At 52.4% G+C, this 15,931-nt stretch carries 18 protein-coding genes; 2 read left to right on the forward strand and 16 right to left on the reverse strand.

Features of this window, described 5'->3' with window-relative positions; genetic code table 11:
• From PGL01S_RS29795 to rplS, 6 genes are all read right to left on the reverse strand, one after another.
• The coding region (locus PGL01S_RS29795; RefSeq protein WP_507763301.1) for a TP0910 N-terminal domain-containing protein at positions 1 to 654 on the reverse strand (654 nt) is incomplete at its 3' end.
• 126 nt (positions 655 to 780) lie between these two features.
• Positions 781 to 1,290: a DUF4269 domain-containing protein gene (locus tag PGL01S_RS29800; protein ID WP_127499241.1), complete on the reverse strand. Its 510-nt coding sequence runs from the start codon at positions 1,288 to 1,290 to the stop codon at positions 781 to 783.
• Positions 1,291 to 1,386: 96 nt separating this feature from the next.
• Positions 1,387 to 1,998 (reverse strand): ribonuclease HII, encoded by a 612-nt coding sequence (rnhB, locus tag PGL01S_RS29805; RefSeq protein ID WP_127499243.1) that lies wholly within the window; start codon positions 1,996 to 1,998, stop codon positions 1,387 to 1,389.
• A gap of 5 nt (positions 1,999 to 2,003) precedes the next feature.
• Positions 2,004 to 2,894: a ribosome biogenesis GTPase YlqF gene (ylqF, locus tag PGL01S_RS29810; RefSeq protein WP_127499245.1), complete on the reverse strand. Its 891-nt coding sequence runs from the start codon at positions 2,892 to 2,894 to the stop codon at positions 2,004 to 2,006.
• 20 nt (positions 2,895 to 2,914) lie between these two features.
• Positions 2,915 to 3,592 carry a signal peptidase I gene (gene lepB, locus PGL01S_RS29815; RefSeq protein WP_127499247.1) on the reverse strand — a complete coding sequence of 226 codons (678 nt, stop codon included), beginning with the start codon at positions 3,590 to 3,592 and terminating at the stop codon, positions 2,915 to 2,917.
• A gap of 106 nt (positions 3,593 to 3,698) precedes the next feature.
• Positions 3,699 to 4,040 carry a 50S ribosomal protein L19 gene (gene rplS, locus PGL01S_RS29820; RefSeq protein WP_015845052.1) on the reverse strand — a complete coding sequence of 114 codons (342 nt, stop codon included), beginning with the start codon at positions 4,038 to 4,040 and terminating at the stop codon, positions 3,699 to 3,701.
• A 318-nt stretch (positions 4,041 to 4,358) separates the two neighbouring features.
• On the opposite strand from rplS, the gene PGL01S_RS29825 reads away from it, so the two are divergent.
• Together PGL01S_RS29825 and PGL01S_RS29830 are read left to right on the forward strand one after the other, a co-directional pair.
• Positions 4,359 to 4,817, forward strand: coding sequence for a C1q-like domain-containing protein (locus PGL01S_RS29825; protein ID WP_127499249.1), 459 nt, complete (start codon positions 4,359 to 4,361; stop codon positions 4,815 to 4,817).
• Between the two features lie 184 nt (positions 4,818 to 5,001).
• Entirely contained in the window at positions 5,002 to 5,457 is a 456-nt protein-coding gene (locus PGL01S_RS29830; protein ID WP_127499251.1) for a C1q-like domain-containing protein, read from the forward strand.
• Between the two features lie 429 nt (positions 5,458 to 5,886).
• On the opposite strand, the gene trmD is transcribed toward PGL01S_RS29830, so the two are convergent.
• The 10 genes from trmD to PGL01S_RS29880 all read right to left on the reverse strand — a co-directional run.
• Positions 5,887 to 6,633, reverse strand: a complete 747-nt coding sequence (trmD, locus tag PGL01S_RS29835) for a tRNA (guanosine(37)-N1)-methyltransferase TrmD (protein WP_127499268.1) — start codon at positions 6,631 to 6,633, stop codon at positions 5,887 to 5,889.
• A gap of 2 nt (positions 6,634 to 6,635) precedes the next feature.
• Positions 6,636 to 7,154, reverse strand: a complete 519-nt coding sequence (rimM, locus tag PGL01S_RS29840; RefSeq protein ID WP_127499253.1) for a ribosome maturation factor RimM — start codon at positions 7,152 to 7,154, stop codon at positions 6,636 to 6,638.
• A gap of 73 nt (positions 7,155 to 7,227) precedes the next feature.
• Entirely contained in the window at positions 7,228 to 7,458 is a 231-nt protein-coding gene (locus PGL01S_RS29845; protein ID WP_127499255.1) for a KH domain-containing protein, read from the reverse strand.
• A gap of 25 nt (positions 7,459 to 7,483) precedes the next feature.
• A complete protein-coding gene (gene rpsP, locus PGL01S_RS29850; RefSeq protein ID WP_015845058.1) occupies positions 7,484 to 7,756 on the reverse strand; it encodes a 30S ribosomal protein S16 in 273 nt (90 codons plus the stop codon).
• A gap of 42 nt (positions 7,757 to 7,798) precedes the next feature.
• On the reverse strand, positions 7,799 to 9,187 hold the full coding sequence (ffh, locus tag PGL01S_RS29855) for a signal recognition particle protein (RefSeq protein WP_127499257.1): 1,389 nt from the start codon (positions 9,185 to 9,187) through the stop codon (positions 7,799 to 7,801).
• On the reverse strand, positions 9,166 to 9,567 hold the full coding sequence (gene ylxM / locus PGL01S_RS29860) for a YlxM family DNA-binding protein (RefSeq protein WP_236013172.1): 402 nt from the start codon (positions 9,565 to 9,567) through the stop codon (positions 9,166 to 9,168). Before ylxM ends, ffh begins: the two co-directional genes overlap by 22 nt.
• Positions 9,568 to 9,684: 117 nt before the next feature.
• Complete coding sequence (gene ftsY / locus PGL01S_RS29865) at positions 9,685 to 10,683, reverse strand: signal recognition particle-docking protein FtsY (RefSeq protein WP_127499260.1); 999 nt, start codon at positions 10,681 to 10,683, stop codon at positions 9,685 to 9,687.
• A 35-nt stretch (positions 10,684 to 10,718) separates the two neighbouring features.
• Positions 10,719 to 14,306 (reverse strand): chromosome segregation protein SMC, encoded by a 3,588-nt coding sequence (smc, locus tag PGL01S_RS29870; RefSeq protein WP_127499262.1) that lies wholly within the window; start codon positions 14,304 to 14,306, stop codon positions 10,719 to 10,721.
• 186 nt (positions 14,307 to 14,492) lie between these two features.
• A complete protein-coding gene (gene rnc, locus PGL01S_RS29875; protein WP_127499264.1) occupies positions 14,493 to 15,188 on the reverse strand; it encodes a ribonuclease III in 696 nt (231 codons plus the stop codon).
• Positions 15,178 to 15,931: beta-ketoacyl-ACP synthase II (locus tag PGL01S_RS29880; protein WP_127499266.1), on the reverse strand; the 754-nt coding region annotated here is incomplete at its 5' end. The genes rnc and PGL01S_RS29880, both read right to left, overlap by 11 nt.

Below are 15,931 nucleotides of genomic sequence, written 5' to 3' on the forward strand. Positions count from 1 at the left end.
CAGCGCCTGCGGCGTGCTGCCGCCTGCGCGCGGCGCGGCTGCGCCCGCGTCGCCATCGCCTGATGCTTCGCCGGCGATGGCAGCAAGCTGCTGCTGCAGCGAATCCAGCAGTTCGTGCGCGGGACGCCCGAACATGACCTGCTGCAGCGCTCCAATCGTGCCGCCGGACATCGGCAGCCCGCGCTTCAAACCCGCCGCCGCCGCTTGCATCCACTGCTCGGGATCCGCACCTTGCGGCATGGTCTCGGTTGCCGCTTTAAGCGCCGCAAAGGTATCACGGCTCATCGTTACGCCGTCTTTTCTAAGCTCCTTCATAATGTTGCCCGCCCACTCCTGGTCAGGCAGGCCGCTTTGCTTCAGCCAATCCTTCAGGGCATCTTCAAGGCCCGCCTGATTCTCCACCTGCTTCAGCACTAGCAGCCCGCCAGCCGATTGCGGCTGCACCTGCAGCATCGCGAACTTCCCCGGCTCAAGCGGCAGCTCGAGAAACGCCCGAACCTGTACGCCGTTAATTTGGACCGTTGCTTCGTTATTTTCCAACAGCTGCAGAACGACTCCGCGGACAACCTGCCCCGGCTTTAACTCCAGCTTTCGGGTATCCCCGCTGCCGGACGACTCGCCCAATAACCCTCTTACCAACTGTCCAATATTCATTTGGTCACCTTCTTCCGCTGTCGCATAAGCTTGAAACGACACAACGCGCAATTTGTTACCCTATTTATCGGTAGATGACCGCTTCTTCTGAAGAACAATGCAATGACTTTCTGAATGGTCCTGCCTCTAAATTATTCTAAGCGCTCTGCCGAGCTCTAATAAAGCCTCATAAGGGTCTCCTTCAAGGCCAAGCAATTGGGCAAATGCAGGCTCCGTCTTGATCCCTTGGGACTTCAACCGGATTACCCGAGCCCTCAAATCCGGATTTCTCTTCAATAGCTCCGCTTCTACAACCATATGAAGATACGCGTGCTGCTTGGTCACCGGAACCGGTTGTCCAAACAGCTCAAACTCGAAGCCCTCGTATCGAAAATTCGCTTTATAAACCGGCAAATCCCTTATTCGCTTTTCTTTCCAGCGGAAATCCTCATGCTGCCCGTATAGCAAAGCTACGCGTTCCCTAAAGCTTTCAACATCATATACCTCCATTGCAATGTCCAGATCCGAGCCTTCCACATCAATGGCGATTGGTATCGTACCGCACAATACAGGCGTGTATGCCGCCAAGTCGCGCATAATGCCAAGCCTGTCGACAACCTCGTACGCGCGTTGATTAACTTTCCCTTTATCCGTCAAGCGCTCCGCCCTTCCCCTTTCCCGAAAAAAAAAGACAACGTATCGCTCCGTTACAAGCAGTACGCTGTCTTTCTAACACAATATTAAGGAAATTATTTAAAATAGCTGTTGTTGTTCCACGAAAATTTTACCCAGGAAAGACTTGCGGTGAAGCGGACTTGCTCCGTATTCGAGCAGCCGTTCCCGGTGCAGCTTGGTCGCATAGCCTTTATGTATCGCAATTCCGTATTCCGGATATAGCTGCTCCCATTCTTTCTCGCACAACCGGTCTCTTGTCACCTTCGCGATGATCGAGGCGGCAGCAATCGACTGACTGGTGGCATCCCCTTTTATGATCGCAAGCTGAGGCTTCGGAAGATCCACCTTTTCCGCATCAACCAGTAAGTAATCCGGTTCCGTTTGCAGCGACTCCAGCGCAATCTTCATCGCAAGCCTTGCAGCCTGCTTGATGTTGATCCGGTCAATCGTGTCCGCATCCACGCGGGCCGCAGCCCACGCAATGCTTTTGTCAACGATGATGTCGTAGAGCTCGTTCCGCTTTTTCTCCGACAGCTTCTTGGAGTCGTTAACCCCTTCAAGCACAAGATGAGGCGGTAAAATAACCGCTGCGGCAACAACGTCGCCAAACAGGCAGCCTCTGCCTACCTCATCCACGCCGGCAATGGCGGAATATCCCTCGGCCCATAGCCGTTCTTCGTATTCCAGCACGTCTGTTATTCCCCCGGTCTGCCCGCAGCCGCAGGGAAAGGTGCTTCCAGCGTTATGCGGCCAAGGTTGCCGGAACGAAGCTCCCGCAAAATAATACCGGATGCTTTCTCCAGATCCACTTGCCCTCCGCTTACGAGGCAGCCTCTGCGGCGGCCGATGTCTTCCATAATCCGTACTATTTCATCCGACTCGGAAGGATCGGTTGGAGCCTTATCCAGCTTAAAACGCTCCTGCAGCGCCGGCCAATAGCGTTCGGCAAGCTCGCGAACCGCGAAAAACGCGATGTCCTCCACGTTCAGGATCTGCTCTCTGATCGCACCCGTCATTGCCAGACGGTAGCCAACCAGCTCATCCTCGAACTTAGGCCACAGAATACCCGGCGTATCCAGAAGATCCATATCGAATGTTGTTTTAATCCATTGCTGGCCTTTCGTAACACCCGGCTTATCGCCGGTAATCGCGATATTGCGTCCTGCCAGGCGGTTAATCAATGTCGACTTCCCGACATTCGGGATCCCGACGATCAGCCCCCGAACGGCGCGGGGATTCATCCCTTTTGCCAGCTGACGGTCGATCTTCTCCTGCAATATTTCCTTCGCCTTCACCGGAATATCTCCGACGCGCGTTCCTGTCGACGAATCGACGGCTACCGTTTCATGACCTTCGTATTTGAAATAGTCGATCCATTGCTCCGTCACCCTCGGATCGGCTAAATCCGACTTGTTCAAAACAATCAGCCGCGGCTTGCCGCCTAGTATCTCATCAACCATAGGGTTGCGGCTGGAAAGCGGAATACGCGCATCCAATAGCTCAATGGCAATATCGATTAGTTTAAGCTTCTCTTGAATTTGCCGTTTTGCCCGGGTCATATGACCGGGAAACCATTGAATGGTCATTTCCTCACCTCATTGCAACATTACCAGTGCACTTTGTAGTGCTTAATGATGCTGATTTTATTTAACGGCCAGAACATGGCGTCTGCACGGCCGATAACTTCTTTTTCAGACACAAAGCCGATATCGCGGCTATCCTGGCTGTTTCCGCGATGGTCGCCCATTGCAAAAATCTTGCCGTCGGGAACAACGGATTCCGAAACATTCGCGTTCGGGAAGTCCGGGCCGGTATTGTACAGCTCTCCATTGGCATGTGCCGCTTCAATAGCTTCTTTAATATAAGGCTCATCAACCTTCTGATCGTTAACGAACACGTCGTCGCCTACGACTTTGATCGTGTCGCCCGGTACGCCGATGACCCGTTTAATGAAATCGCGTCCTTGATCAGGCACATGGAATACAACGACTTCTCCGTGATGCGGCTCGCGGATTTTGAAAATCAGCTTGTTGACGATCAGCCGCTCGCCCGTATAAAAGTTAGGCTCCATAGACGGTCCTTCAACGATAAATGGCGAGAACAGGAACGTACGGATAACAAACACGAGAATGACCGCGATCGCGAGCGCTTTAATCCAATCTACAATTTCCTTGTATGCTCGTCCGCCCTTTTTTGCGTCTGCGGGTCCTGATGTATTCAGTCCAGATCCATCGATTGCTTCTGTTTGCTGATTCGAATCTTCATTATGTTGTTGTGAATTCACCAGTACGCCTTCTTTCCATTCTATAGTGTCCCTATTCGTACATAGCAAGTCCTGTCAAAATAACGAAAAGGAGCTTGTTTGAGCAAGCCCCTCTTGTCGTTTGATCTTAACGAATTTCTTTAATTCTCGCAGCTTTACCGCGCAGTTCGCGAAGATAGTACAGTTTCGCGCGACGCACTTTACCGCGACGAGCAACTTCAATTTTCTCGAGTTTTGGCGAATGCAGCGGGAAAGTTCTTTCCACACCAACACCGTACGAAATTTTGCGAACTGTGAAAGTTTCGCTGATTCCGCCGCCACGACGTTTGATTACAACGCCTTCGAACAACTGAATACGCTCGCGCGTGCCCTCGATAACTTTAACGTGTACTTTCAGCGTGTCACCAGGACGGAAGCTAGGAAGGTCTTGACGAAGCTGTTCCTGAGCAATCGTTTGTAAAAGATTCATTGTAGTTTCACTCCTTCCACCATAGACGTTCTTAATAGCTCTTTCTGCTCCTATGAGCAGCGTCATCACTATTAGCGGACCGCCCGATTAATACGAACAACATTTGAAATTTTATCACAGCGCAGAACTTTTTTCAACCTAATATTCCGCATTGCCCGCAAAAATTCTATTATTTCTCCAGTATAACCAAAAGATAAGCGTTATACACGCTGCAACATGATATACAGCCTATTTCATGGACTTACAGCTATATGCCGTTTCTGCCGGAAGGCTTCTATCATATAGTAAGCTATTAATGAATAGAAGCGAGGATAAGCGATGGATAAGAAAAAGGCAGCCAGAGGCAATGCAAAGAGCAAAACGGGCGTAATCCGCAAATCGGCGTTCCGCGCAATCTCCGATCAATTCCAAAACGTTTCATCCGCTACCGTACCGCAAGTGCTTTACGGGCAAGAGCAATACGACTTCAATAAGGAATACAAACCCGCTACGTCTACCTTCACCGCCAAGCACAACGGAGTTTATGCTTTTTTCGCAAGCGCCTTTTACTCAACAGAGACCTCCGATCCCGTAACGGTAACGCTCGTTATTTTCGTAAACGATACATCGCAATTGCCCGTCGTTCAGACTTTGAGCGCAGGCCGCGGAGTTGTCGTGACTTCGGGTACCGCCAAGCTCAAAAAAGGCGACGAAGTGCAAGTATTTCTGCAAGCAACCGTAAGCGGCGCCATAGCTTCCGGTGCGGGAACGCGCTTCGAAGGGTTCCGTGTCCGCTAATTCGTTCATTCGGTAAACAAACGAAGAACTCGCTAGTTTGAGAATATTCGACTAGTGAGTTCTTTTTCGCGCGCAGCCTATTTGCTAGATTCGCGACTCCTGCCGTTTCTATCAAATCTCAATACGCATACTCTGGAGTATTGCTATTTCAGCAATCATTTCTTATGAAGGGAGGTCATGTCTTATGTCGATCCGCAAAGTAAAAAAAGGGACATGCCGTCCACGGTCGTTTAAGTCAGCTTTCAAAGCCATATCCGCAAATAATCAATCCATCGGCAGACCGGAGTTTGGCGTTACCGTAAAGTACGGCAAAGTTATCTTTGACGCGGCAAACGAATATGATCCCGTCACTTCCACGTTTATACCAAAGCATGACGGTGTCTACTCTTTATTCGGCAGCATTCTTTACAAAAGAGGCTCGAAAGAACCCGACGAGGTATCCCTTCTTCTTACTGTCAATGATTTTGTTGTGTTTGCCGGCAGTAAAGTGATTAAATCTGACCGCGAATTTATAACAGCTGCTGCAGTCAAAAGGCTCCGAAAGGGAGACGTAGTCAAATTGTCCGCTTCATCCCATGTTTCAGGCGGCGTTATTCTAAAAGGTTTTTCCACGCGCTTCAGAGGAAAAAGAATTCGTTAATTGCATACGAGAAATGCAGATTCCTTACAAGGAGTCGGTATTTTTTGCAACACTTTATACAGATTGGAGGTTATGGACAATGCAAACAAAAAAACAAGCAGTAAATACTTCGGGATACGGGTACCGCTCATATGCAAAAAAAACCGGATATGGCTCCTGCAAAAAGAAGAACAGTTCCAAAAGGAAAAGAAAATGCGGACATGGTTGTAAATCGGCCAAATGCGTTTGTAAACCCGTTAAATGCGTTTGTAAACCGGTAAAATTCATCGCCAAAAAAGAGCCGGAAAAAAGATGTCCCGAAATCGGCTTTCCGGGCCATTTCGAACAACACCCGGAGCCTTGCAGCGAACCGTCCGGTACAAGCTGCATATAATGATGCAAAAAAGAACCGCCTGCTCAGGCCAATATAGGCTGTGCGACGGTTCTTTTTTACGTGGACTGATCTTGTTCCTGAAGCGTCAGCCATTTGCGTTCCTTATCCGTCAGCTCTGCCTTCTCCAGCAGATCGGGACGGCGCTTAAGCGTCCGCAGCAGCGACTGCTCGCGTCGCCAGGTATCAATCTTGGCATGATTGCCGGATACAAGCACATCGGGCACCGCCCAGTCTCTAAATACAGGCGGGCGCGTGTAATGCGGATACTCCAGCAGACCGGTGCTGTACGAATCCGTAACAGCGGATGTCTCGTTTCCGAGTACGCCTGGCAGCAGCCGGACAACGCTGTCAATGACGGTCATTGCCGGAATTTCTCCGCCTGTTAACACGTAATCGCCAATCGACAGCTCATCGGTTACCAGGTGCTCGCGAATACGCTCGTCGTAGCCTTCGTAATGACCGCAGATCAGCACGAGATGCTCTTCCTTCGCAAGTTCCTCGGCCTTCTTTTGCGTAAACGATTCACCCTGCGGGCACATCAGAATAACACGGGGACGCGCTCCGCTCTCCTTCTTTGCCATTAGATCCTCTACCGCGGCAAATACCGGTTCAGGCTTAAGGACCATACCCCCGCCTCCGCCGTAAGGATAATCGTCAACGGTATTATGCTTATTATTGGAATATTCGCGGAAGTTAATCGCTTCAAGCGATACAATTCCTTTATCCTTAGCTTTGCCCAGGATGCTCGCGCCAAATACGCCGTCGAACATTTCCGGGAACAGCGTCAGCACATCAATGCGCATCATTAGATCAGCCCTTCCAGCAACCGTACGGTTACCGTTTTATTAGCCACGTCGACTTTGAGCAGGACTTCGTCGATCACCGGCAGGAGCAGCTGCTTTTTATTCGGCATATCAACAACCCATACATCATTGGCGCCTGGACGGAGAATATCCGAGATGCTACCCAGCTCTTCGCCATCTTCCGTAAATACCCGGCAGCCCATGATTTCATGATAGTAGTATTCGCCGTCATCGAGCTGTTCTAATTCTTCCTCGCCGATTTTAAGCGTCCAGCCTTTATATTTTTCAACTTCGTTAATATCGTTATAGCCCTTCAGCTTCAGGATAAACATCCCTTTATGCTCCCTGGCGCCGGTTATTTCTACTTCAAGCTTTTGTCCGTTGTCAGGATGCTGCAGGGAAAGCTTGCTGCCGCTCGCAAACCGGGATTCGGCGAAATCCGTCTGGGGCAATACTTTAACTTCGCCGCGCAGACCATGCGTATTAACCAGCTTGCCCACATTAAAATATTTTTTGCTCATCGTATGTAACCACCCGTCTCTATTTGTACGAAAAAGGGCTAGGATAATTATCCTAACCCTGCATCGTATGCTTTTACGATATGATGTCTACGATAACGCGCTTCTGGGATTTGATGGCCGCTGACGTAACGACGGCACGAATTGCTTTCGCAATCCGTCCCTGCTTGCCGATTACTTTGCCGATATCATCGGCGTGGACCGACAGCTCGTACACCGTACCGCGATCATCCTCTCGCTCATTCACGCGCACGTCCTCTGGATGATCCACTAACGCCTTTGCTATGACAAGAATCAATTCTTTCATTTCAAGGCCCTCCGCTATTCAACAGTTATTTCTGTTGCTTAAGCTCATGGAACTTTTTCAGGACACCTGCTTTGGAAAGCAAGTCGCGAACTGTATCAGAAGCTTGCGCTCCTGTTTGCAGCCATTTCAACGCTTTCTCTTCGTCGATCGTTACTTGAGCCGGTTGAGCAACCGGGTTGTAAGTACCGATTTCTTCGATAAAGCGACCGTCACGTGGGGAACGGGAGTTAGAAACGACAACGCGGTAGAATGGAGCCTTGTGAGCACCCATACGTTTCAGACGAATACGTACTGCCATGGAAATTCACCTCCTTCGGTTAATCAACTGCGCTTATATATCTTAGAACGGGAATTTAAACCCTTTTCCGCCTTTGCCGAGCATGCCCTTCAGACCTTTCATTCCGCCCTTTGGACCTTTAGGGCCCATCATGGACGAGAACTGCTTCATCATCTTGCGCATGTCTTCGAACTGCTTGATAAGCCGGTTAACTTCCGTAATCGACGTACCGCTGCCCGCGGCTACGCGTTTGCGGCGGCTGTGGTTCAGAAGCTCAGGCTTTTGCTTCTCTGCCTTCGTCATCGAGCGGACAATCGCTTCAACGCGGTTAATCTGCTTCTCGTCCACCTTCAGATCCTTCATGTTGCCCTTCATCTTGTTCATGCCGGGCAGCATATCCATAAGCTGATCCAACGGTCCCAGGTTGCGGATTTGCGCCATCTGCTCAAGGAAGTCGTCGAAAGTAAATTCGGCGGTCCGCATCTTGCGTTCCATCTCTGCCGCTTTATCGGCATCAATGTTCGCTTGCGCTTTCTCGATCAGCGACAGCATATCCCCCATCCCGAGAATACGGGAAGCCATCCGGTCCGGATGGAACGGCTCGAGCGCGTCAATCTTCTCGCCCATTGCCGCGAATTTGATCGGCTTGCCGGTTACCGCTTTGACGGACAATGCGGCACCGCCGCGCGTGTCGCCGTCAAGCTTCGTAAGAACGACACCCGTCAGTTCAAGCTGATCATGGAAGCTTTGCGCTACGTTAACCGCATCTTGACCGGTCATTGCGTCAACGACGAGCAAGACTTCATCGGGCTTCACGTTCTGGTGGATTTGCTTCAGTTCTTCCATCAGCGCTTCATCGATATGCAGCCTGCCCGCGGTATCGAAGATAACGTAATCGTTATGGTTTTCTTTCGCATGCGCTAGGCCTGCTTTTGCGATCTCAACCGGCGAGGTCTGATCGCCAAGCGAGAATACCGGCGCGTTAATCTGCTCGCCAAGCACTTGGAGCTGCTTGATCGCCGCAGGACGGTAAATGTCGCACGCAACGAGGAGCGGCTTGCTGTTGCCTTTTTGGAGCAATTTGGCCAGCTTGGCCGTTGTGGTCGTTTTACCCGCGCCTTGCAGACCAACCATCATAATAACGGTAGGAGGCTTGTTCGCCTTTGCAAGCTTGCTTTGCGTGCCGCCCATCAATTCCGTTAACTCTTTGTTAACGATGTCGATGACGACCATGCCTGGCGTAAAGCTCTTGGAAACATCAAGACCAAGCGCTTTCTCTTTCACTTTGGCGATAAAATCTTTGACGACTTTAAAGTTAACGTCAGCTTCGAGCAGCGCAAGACGCACCTCGCGCATTGCCTCATTCAAATCTTCTTCCGTTACTTTGCCTTTGCCTCTCAGCTTGCTGAACACATTTTGCAACCGGTTCGTTAAGCTCTCAAATGCCGCCATGATTCGTCACCTCCGTCACTATCAGTCTTCGTTAACTGCTCTATGTCTTTAAGTAGCTCTTGCTTATAAGTAGGATCGATTGGCAGCTCGGCAACCTTCCGTTCCAGCCCTGCGGCTAGCTGCTGCATGAATTCATGCTTGGCAACCAGGCTTAGCTTGGCTTCATAGCCTTCAAGCACCTGCTCCGCCCGCTTCACATGTTCATAAACGGCCTGCCGGCTGATGCCGGATTCGGCTGCGATCTCGCCAAGCGAGTAATCGTCGTGAAAATAATATTTTAAGAACGTCCGCTGTTTCTCCGTGAGCAACGGCTCGTAGAAATCAAATAACAAGTTGATGCGTGTTGTCTTGGCTAGGGCATCCGGTTCATGTATGGTCATCCGCTCTAAGCCCCTTTCAGCATCATCCGTCAAGCAAAAAGCCTTGACAGTGTCACAACGTCTCTTATCTTACACGATCGCCGATGGCACTGTCAAGCTTTTGTCCTTGTCACTTATTTAATTTGTTTCCGACTGTTCTTCTTCGCGCTGGATCAGCCCTGCAAACAAGGCATGAACGAACTGCTCCGAGTCGAATTCCTGCAGATCCGTCATCTTCTCGCCAAGACCAACCAGCTTCACAGGAAGGTTCAGTTCATTGCGGATAGCGATGACGATGCCGCCTTTTGCCGTACCGTCAAGCTTGGTCAGAACAAGACCGGTAACGCCGCTTTTCTCGCCAAAGAGCTTCGCTTGGCTGAGAGCGTTCTGGCCTGTCGTCGCGTCGAGCACGAGCAGCACCTCGTGCGGAGCATCCGGAATTTCGCGCTGAATAACGCGGAAAATCTTGTTCAGCTCTTCCATCAGGTTTGTTTTGTTCTGGAGACGGCCGGCCGTATCGCAGAGCAGAACGTCAACGCCGCGCTGCTTGGCCGCTTGCACCGCATCGAACATAACCGCGGCAGGATCGGAACCGGACTGCTGCTTGATTACTTCAACGCCTACGCGCTGCCCCCATACCTCAAGCTGCTCGATAGCAGCCGCGCGGAACGTGTCGCCCGCCGCCAGAAGCACGCTTTTGCCTTCGCTTTTGAACTTGTGGGCGAGCTTGCCGATCGTTGTTGTCTTGCCTACGCCGTTGACGCCAACGAACAAAATAACGGTAATGCCGCTCTTCGCCATTTGAAGGCCAGGGTTTTGCTCCCCCTTCAGCAGACCGATCAGCTTTTCCGAAAGGATTGGCTGCAGCTCGGCTGCCTGCTCGATTTTCCGCTTCTTCACTTCGGCGCGGAGATCATCGATCAACGTCATAACCGTGTTGACGCCAACATCGGCGCCGATGAGAATTTCCTCTAGCTCCTCGTAGAACTCTTCATCGATTTTTTTGCGGCGCGTAATCAGCTCTTCGACCTTCTCGACAAGAGCAACGCGCGTCTTGGTCAAGCCTTCCTTAAATATCGACGTTACCGCTTCGGTCTTCGAAGCGATGCTTTCCTTCAGCTTTTTGAAAAAACTCATACGGGTTCAAGTCCTCCATCCTATTAGGCCGCTGTTTAAGCGGATTCCTGCTCTTCCGCCTCTTCTTCCAGGCGCACGGATACCAGCTTCGATACGCCGCCTTCTTCCATCGTTACGCCATAGAGTACATCGGCTTCTTCCATCGTGCCTTTGCGGTGCGTTACGACGATAAACTGGGTAAGTCCGGAGAACTCGCGCAGATATTGGGCAAAACGGGCAACGTTCGCTTCATCAAGCGCCGCTTCAACTTCGTCTAGCACGCAGAACGGCACCGGCTTCACCTGCAGAATGGCAAACAATAAGGCAATAGCCGTGAGCGCCCGCTCTCCGCCGGATAGCAGCTGCAGATTTTGCAGCTTTTTGCCCGGAGGCTGAGCGACGATATCAATCCCTGTATCCAATACCCGCTCAGGATCTACCAGAACCAGGTCAGCCCGGCCTCCGCCAAACAACTTCGCGAATACAACCACGAAATGTCTGCGGATCTGTTCGAAGGTTGATCGGAAACGCTTGGACATTTCTTCGTCCATCTCGCGGATAACCTGATACAAGGTCGTTTTCGCTTCCACCAGATCATCCTTCTGCTCGGTCAGGAACTCGAAACGCTCTCTTACGCGCTCATACTCTTCGATTGCACCAAGGTTCACGTCGCCAAGCGCCGTGATTTGACGCTTGATATCGCGGACCGCGTTTTGCGTGCCAACGATGTCCTCCGGCACCGGATATTGCTCCTTCGCAAGCTCGAAGCTGAGTTCATACTCTTCGCTAAGCTTGCGGAGCAGGTTGTCCAGCTCCACGTCGAGGCGGTTTGCCGCAATTTCGGTCTGGCGCATCTGCTCTTCCACCTGGCGGAGCTGTCCGCGCTGCTCCTTCGTATCGCTCTCGCCCTGCTCGAGCTCCTTCACGCGGTCAGCGCGGGCTGAGCGCTTCAGGTCCGTCTGTTCCGCGCATTCCTGTTTCTTCAGGCGCAGATGATTAAGCTGCTCAATCTGAGCGACCGTCTCCCCGCTATGGCGTTCCATTTCGGCATCCTGCTGGCTCAAAAGATTCCTTGAGCTTGCAAGCTCCTGCTTGGCGCGCTGAATATCGGCACGGACGCGCGCGGCCTGATCCTCGAAGGATTGCTTCTCCTGATCGGTCTTCGCAACGGAAATTTTCAAATCCGTAAGCTGAACCTGAAGCTCCTCTTTCGCCGATTCGCTTGCCTTGCGGCGCTCTTCGGCAAGCCTAATCGCTTCTTGCAGACGGGCTTCGTCCGCCGTCAGCTGTTCAAGACGCACCTCGGCCTCCGCCGCCATATCCAGCATCGACTTGTGCTCTGCCGTATGATTCGTGCGGTCTGCCGTAAACAGCTGCTCTTGTTCGGTAAGATGCTTCGCCTCATTACTCAGCTGCTGCAGCTCGGCGCGAACCTGCTGCTCGTCAATCCGGTATTGCTCAGCCTGCGAGCGAAGCTCCTCCATGTTTTGCGAGAGGATCGACTGTTCCTTGCGGATATCGCTTAACTTGTCCCGCAGCTGGACGATTGTTTTCTCGCCTTCCATTATCTCTTGGTCCAATGCTTCAATCTGTCGCTGACGGCCCAGCAGGCTTGCCCCCTTCTTCTGAAGGCTGCCACCTGTCATCGAACCGCCGGCATTCACGACATCGCCTTCCAGCGTTACGACGCGGTAGCGGTATTGGCATTTGGATGCTATACGGTTGGCTTGCTCAAGAGTTTCGGCCAAAAGCACGTTACCGAGCAAATTTTGAATAATCGCTTCGTAACGCGGTTCGCAGGACACCAGATCTGCCGCTACGCCAACAAAGCCGTCTACCGACTCGGCCATCCGCTTTTCATGCTCGGGAACGTGACGACCCCGGATAACGTCAAGCGGAAGGAACGTCGCGCGGCCCAGCTGACGCTGCTTCAGGAAGGAGATTGCGCTGCGTGCCGATTTCTCGTCTTCCATAACGATATGCTGCAGAGCCCCGCCCAACGCGGTTTCCACGGCGGTCTCTATTCTCTCGGGCACGCGGACGAGCTCGGCCACGGCGCCGTGCACGCCGCTGATTCCTCCGGAGCCGGAAGATCTGCGGGAAGCTTTAAGCACTTCGCGGACGCCATGCATAAAGCCGTCCAAAGCGTCCTGCATTTCCTTCATCGTGTCGCGACGCGAAACTTGCGCATCGAGCTTCTGCTCCCATTTGCGCAGAGCGGTCGTCGCATCCTCGGAAATTTGGCCAAGCTCCTTGGCTTTCTCCGCCTGGTCGATATACTTGGTGCGCGCCTTGCCGATCGCATCGAGAGTAGCTTCAAGCTGCTTCTCAAGCTCTGCTCTCCGGGCATTCAGCTTACGCTGCTGTTCCGCCCACTTGGCTTCCTCATCGCTGAGACGCTCCATGCGGCGTTGAACCGCTTCCTGCTGCTGGGCAGCGTAACGGATTTCGTTGCGCAGCTGAGCCATCGTGCTGAGCACTTCGAGCAATTCGCCCTTCAGCATCTCCTCGGCATCCACCGCGGTACCGCCCGATACGCCGATTAGGTTATCTTCCTCGACAGCAAGCTTTTGCTTCAGCTCAGCCAGCTGCAATTCCAATACCGCGGCGCGATTGCGGAATTCCGCTTCCTCGCTGGTCAGCGCGGCGATTCTCTCATCCTGGGCGGAAATCGTTTCTTCGAGCTGCTTTTTATTTTGCTCCAGATTTTTCTTCCGTTCCTTCAGAACCTCGCCGTAGCCTTCGCATTTCTCGTACTCTTCACTGTAGTGAAGCATGTCCGCATGAAGACTGTCCAGCGCTTCCTCCAGCTCGCGAAGAGCCTGGCGGTCTTTCTCCAGATGGGCATCATGCTTGCTTACAACGGTAGACAGCTCCAGCTGTTCACGTTTCAAACGCTCCAGCTTGGCGTTCGATTCCGACCAAGAGCCGTACACATTCTCAATGTTATGTACGTACATCGAGATCTCCTGCGTCTTCAATTGCTCCCTTAGCTGCTTGAAGTGGATGGCTTTCTCCGATTGAATGCGCAGCGGCTCTACCTGATCCTCCAGCTCCGTCACAAGGTCATGGATCCGGAGCAGGTTGTTCTCCGTGTCTTCCAGCTTGCGCTGGGCTTCGCGTTTACGCGACTTGTATTTAACAATGCCTGAAGCTTCTTCGAAAATACCCCTGCGGTCTTCCGACCGGGTACTCAATATTTCTTCAATGCGGCCTTGTCCGATAATGGAATAGGCTTCTTTGCCGATCCCCGTATCCATAAACAGCTCGGTAATATCCTTCAACCGGCAAGACTGCTTGTTAATCATATATTCGCTATCGCCGCTCCGATGGACACGGCGGGTAACCGTCACTTCATTATATTCAAGCGGCAGCGCCCCATCGCCGTTATCGAGCGTCAGCGATACTTCTCCGTAGTTGACCGCCTTGCGTGCGTCGCTTCCGGCAAAAATGATATCCTCCATTTTGCCGCCGCGAAGACTCTTGGCGCTTTGCTCGCCCAGCACCCAGCGGATGCCGTCCGATATATTGCTTTTACCGCTGCCGTTAGGTCCAACGACAGCCGTAATGCCGGTGACGAATTCCATTTCCGTCTTGTCGGCAAACGATTTAAATCCCGATAATTCTATCCGTTTCAGGAACATAACCTGGCTTTCACCTCATCGCCTATTGTAACACAACTTAACGCGGCTCGTTAACCTTTTGCCCGCTGTAAAATCAGACAAGCCGGGTTAAGGCAAACGGCTATAGCCGTCCTTTTGGCAGCGAAGCGCGAATGAAAAAAAGCCTGCCGCAGATCCCTTACTTGAGTCCGCAACAGGCTTATTCCATTATTCCGTTAGCGATTGCCAAGCAACTGCCGCAGCACGCTGCTCCGCTTCCTTCTTCGTTCTGCCGCTGCCGTTTCCGTAAGGAGTTTCGCCGATGCAAACCTCGACGACAAACTCGCGGTCATGGGCAGGCCCACGCTCTTCCATAATCCGGTACTCTACGGCGCCAAGCCCTTTGTGCTGGGCGCGCTCCTGCAGCTTGGACTTGAAATCCTTCACCAGCAGGCCGTAGTCGTTAGATTCAATATACGGGAACATATGCGTCTCGAGAAAGGCTCTTGTCCGTTCGATGCCGGCATCTAGGAATATCGCTCCAACAAAAGCTTCAAACAAATCGGCAAGCAGCGCGGGACGCTGTCTTCCTCCGAGCTGCTCTTCGCCTCTGCCAAGCTGAATATGGGCGCCAAGCTCCAGCCGCTCCGCGAATTGGGCCAATGACGGCTCACAAACGACAGACGCACGCATACGGGTCAGCTCACCCTCCGGCCGGTTCGGGTACGCCGCAAACAAATATTCCGATACGAGCAGCTGCAGAACAGCGTCGCCCAGAAATTCCAGACGTTCATTATGCTCGATCGTCCCATGTTTGTGTTCATTGACATAGGAAGTATGCGTAAAAGCCTGCTTCAGCAGCTTGAGCTGTTTGAAGCGAAGCTGCAGACGGGTCTGCAGCTCGTTAATGGAATCACGCTTCATAGACTTTCATCACGATCGTCGCGTTATGACCGCCGAAGCCGAACGAGTTGGACAGCGCCGTTTTGACATCCGCTTTACGCGGCGTATTCGGCACGTAATCCAGGTCAAGCTCAGGATCTTGATTCTCCAAGTTAATGGTTGGAGCAATAATGCCGTTCTTGAGCGTAAGGCCCAGAATAACGGCTTCGACACCGCCGGCAGCGCCAAGCAAGTGGCCGGTCATCGATTTTGTCGAGCTGACCGCAAGTTTATAGGCATGATCGCCGAATGCTTTTTTGATCGCGCTCGTTTCGGAACGGTCGCCTACCGGCGTCGACGTGCCGTGTGCGTTAATATAATCAATCGCCTCAGGCTCAATGCCCGCGTCGCGCAATGCTTTCGCCATGCAGCGCGCAGCTCCGTCCGGATCCGGCTCCGTCATGTGATGAGCGTCGCCGCTCATGCCGTAGCCGATAACTTCCGCATAGATTTGAGCGCCTCGCTTTTGAGCGTGCTCCAGCGATTCCAGAATAAGAACGCCTGCCCCTTCGCCCATGACGAAACCGTCGCGGCCGATATCAAACGGACGGCTTGCTTTCTCCGGCTCGTCGTTGCGCACGGACATCGCGCGCATCGAGCAGAAGCCGGCAAGACCCGTTGGACGGATCGTTGCTTCCGCGCCGCCGCAGATCATGACGTCGGCATCCCCGCGCTGAATCATCTTATAGGAATCGCCGATCGAGTGGGTACCCGTCGCGCAAGCC

The organism is Paenibacillus glycanilyticus NBRC 16618 (genome assembly GCF_004000805.1).
GTDB lineage: Bacteria > Bacillota > Bacilli > Paenibacillales > Paenibacillaceae > Pristimantibacillus > Pristimantibacillus glycanilyticus.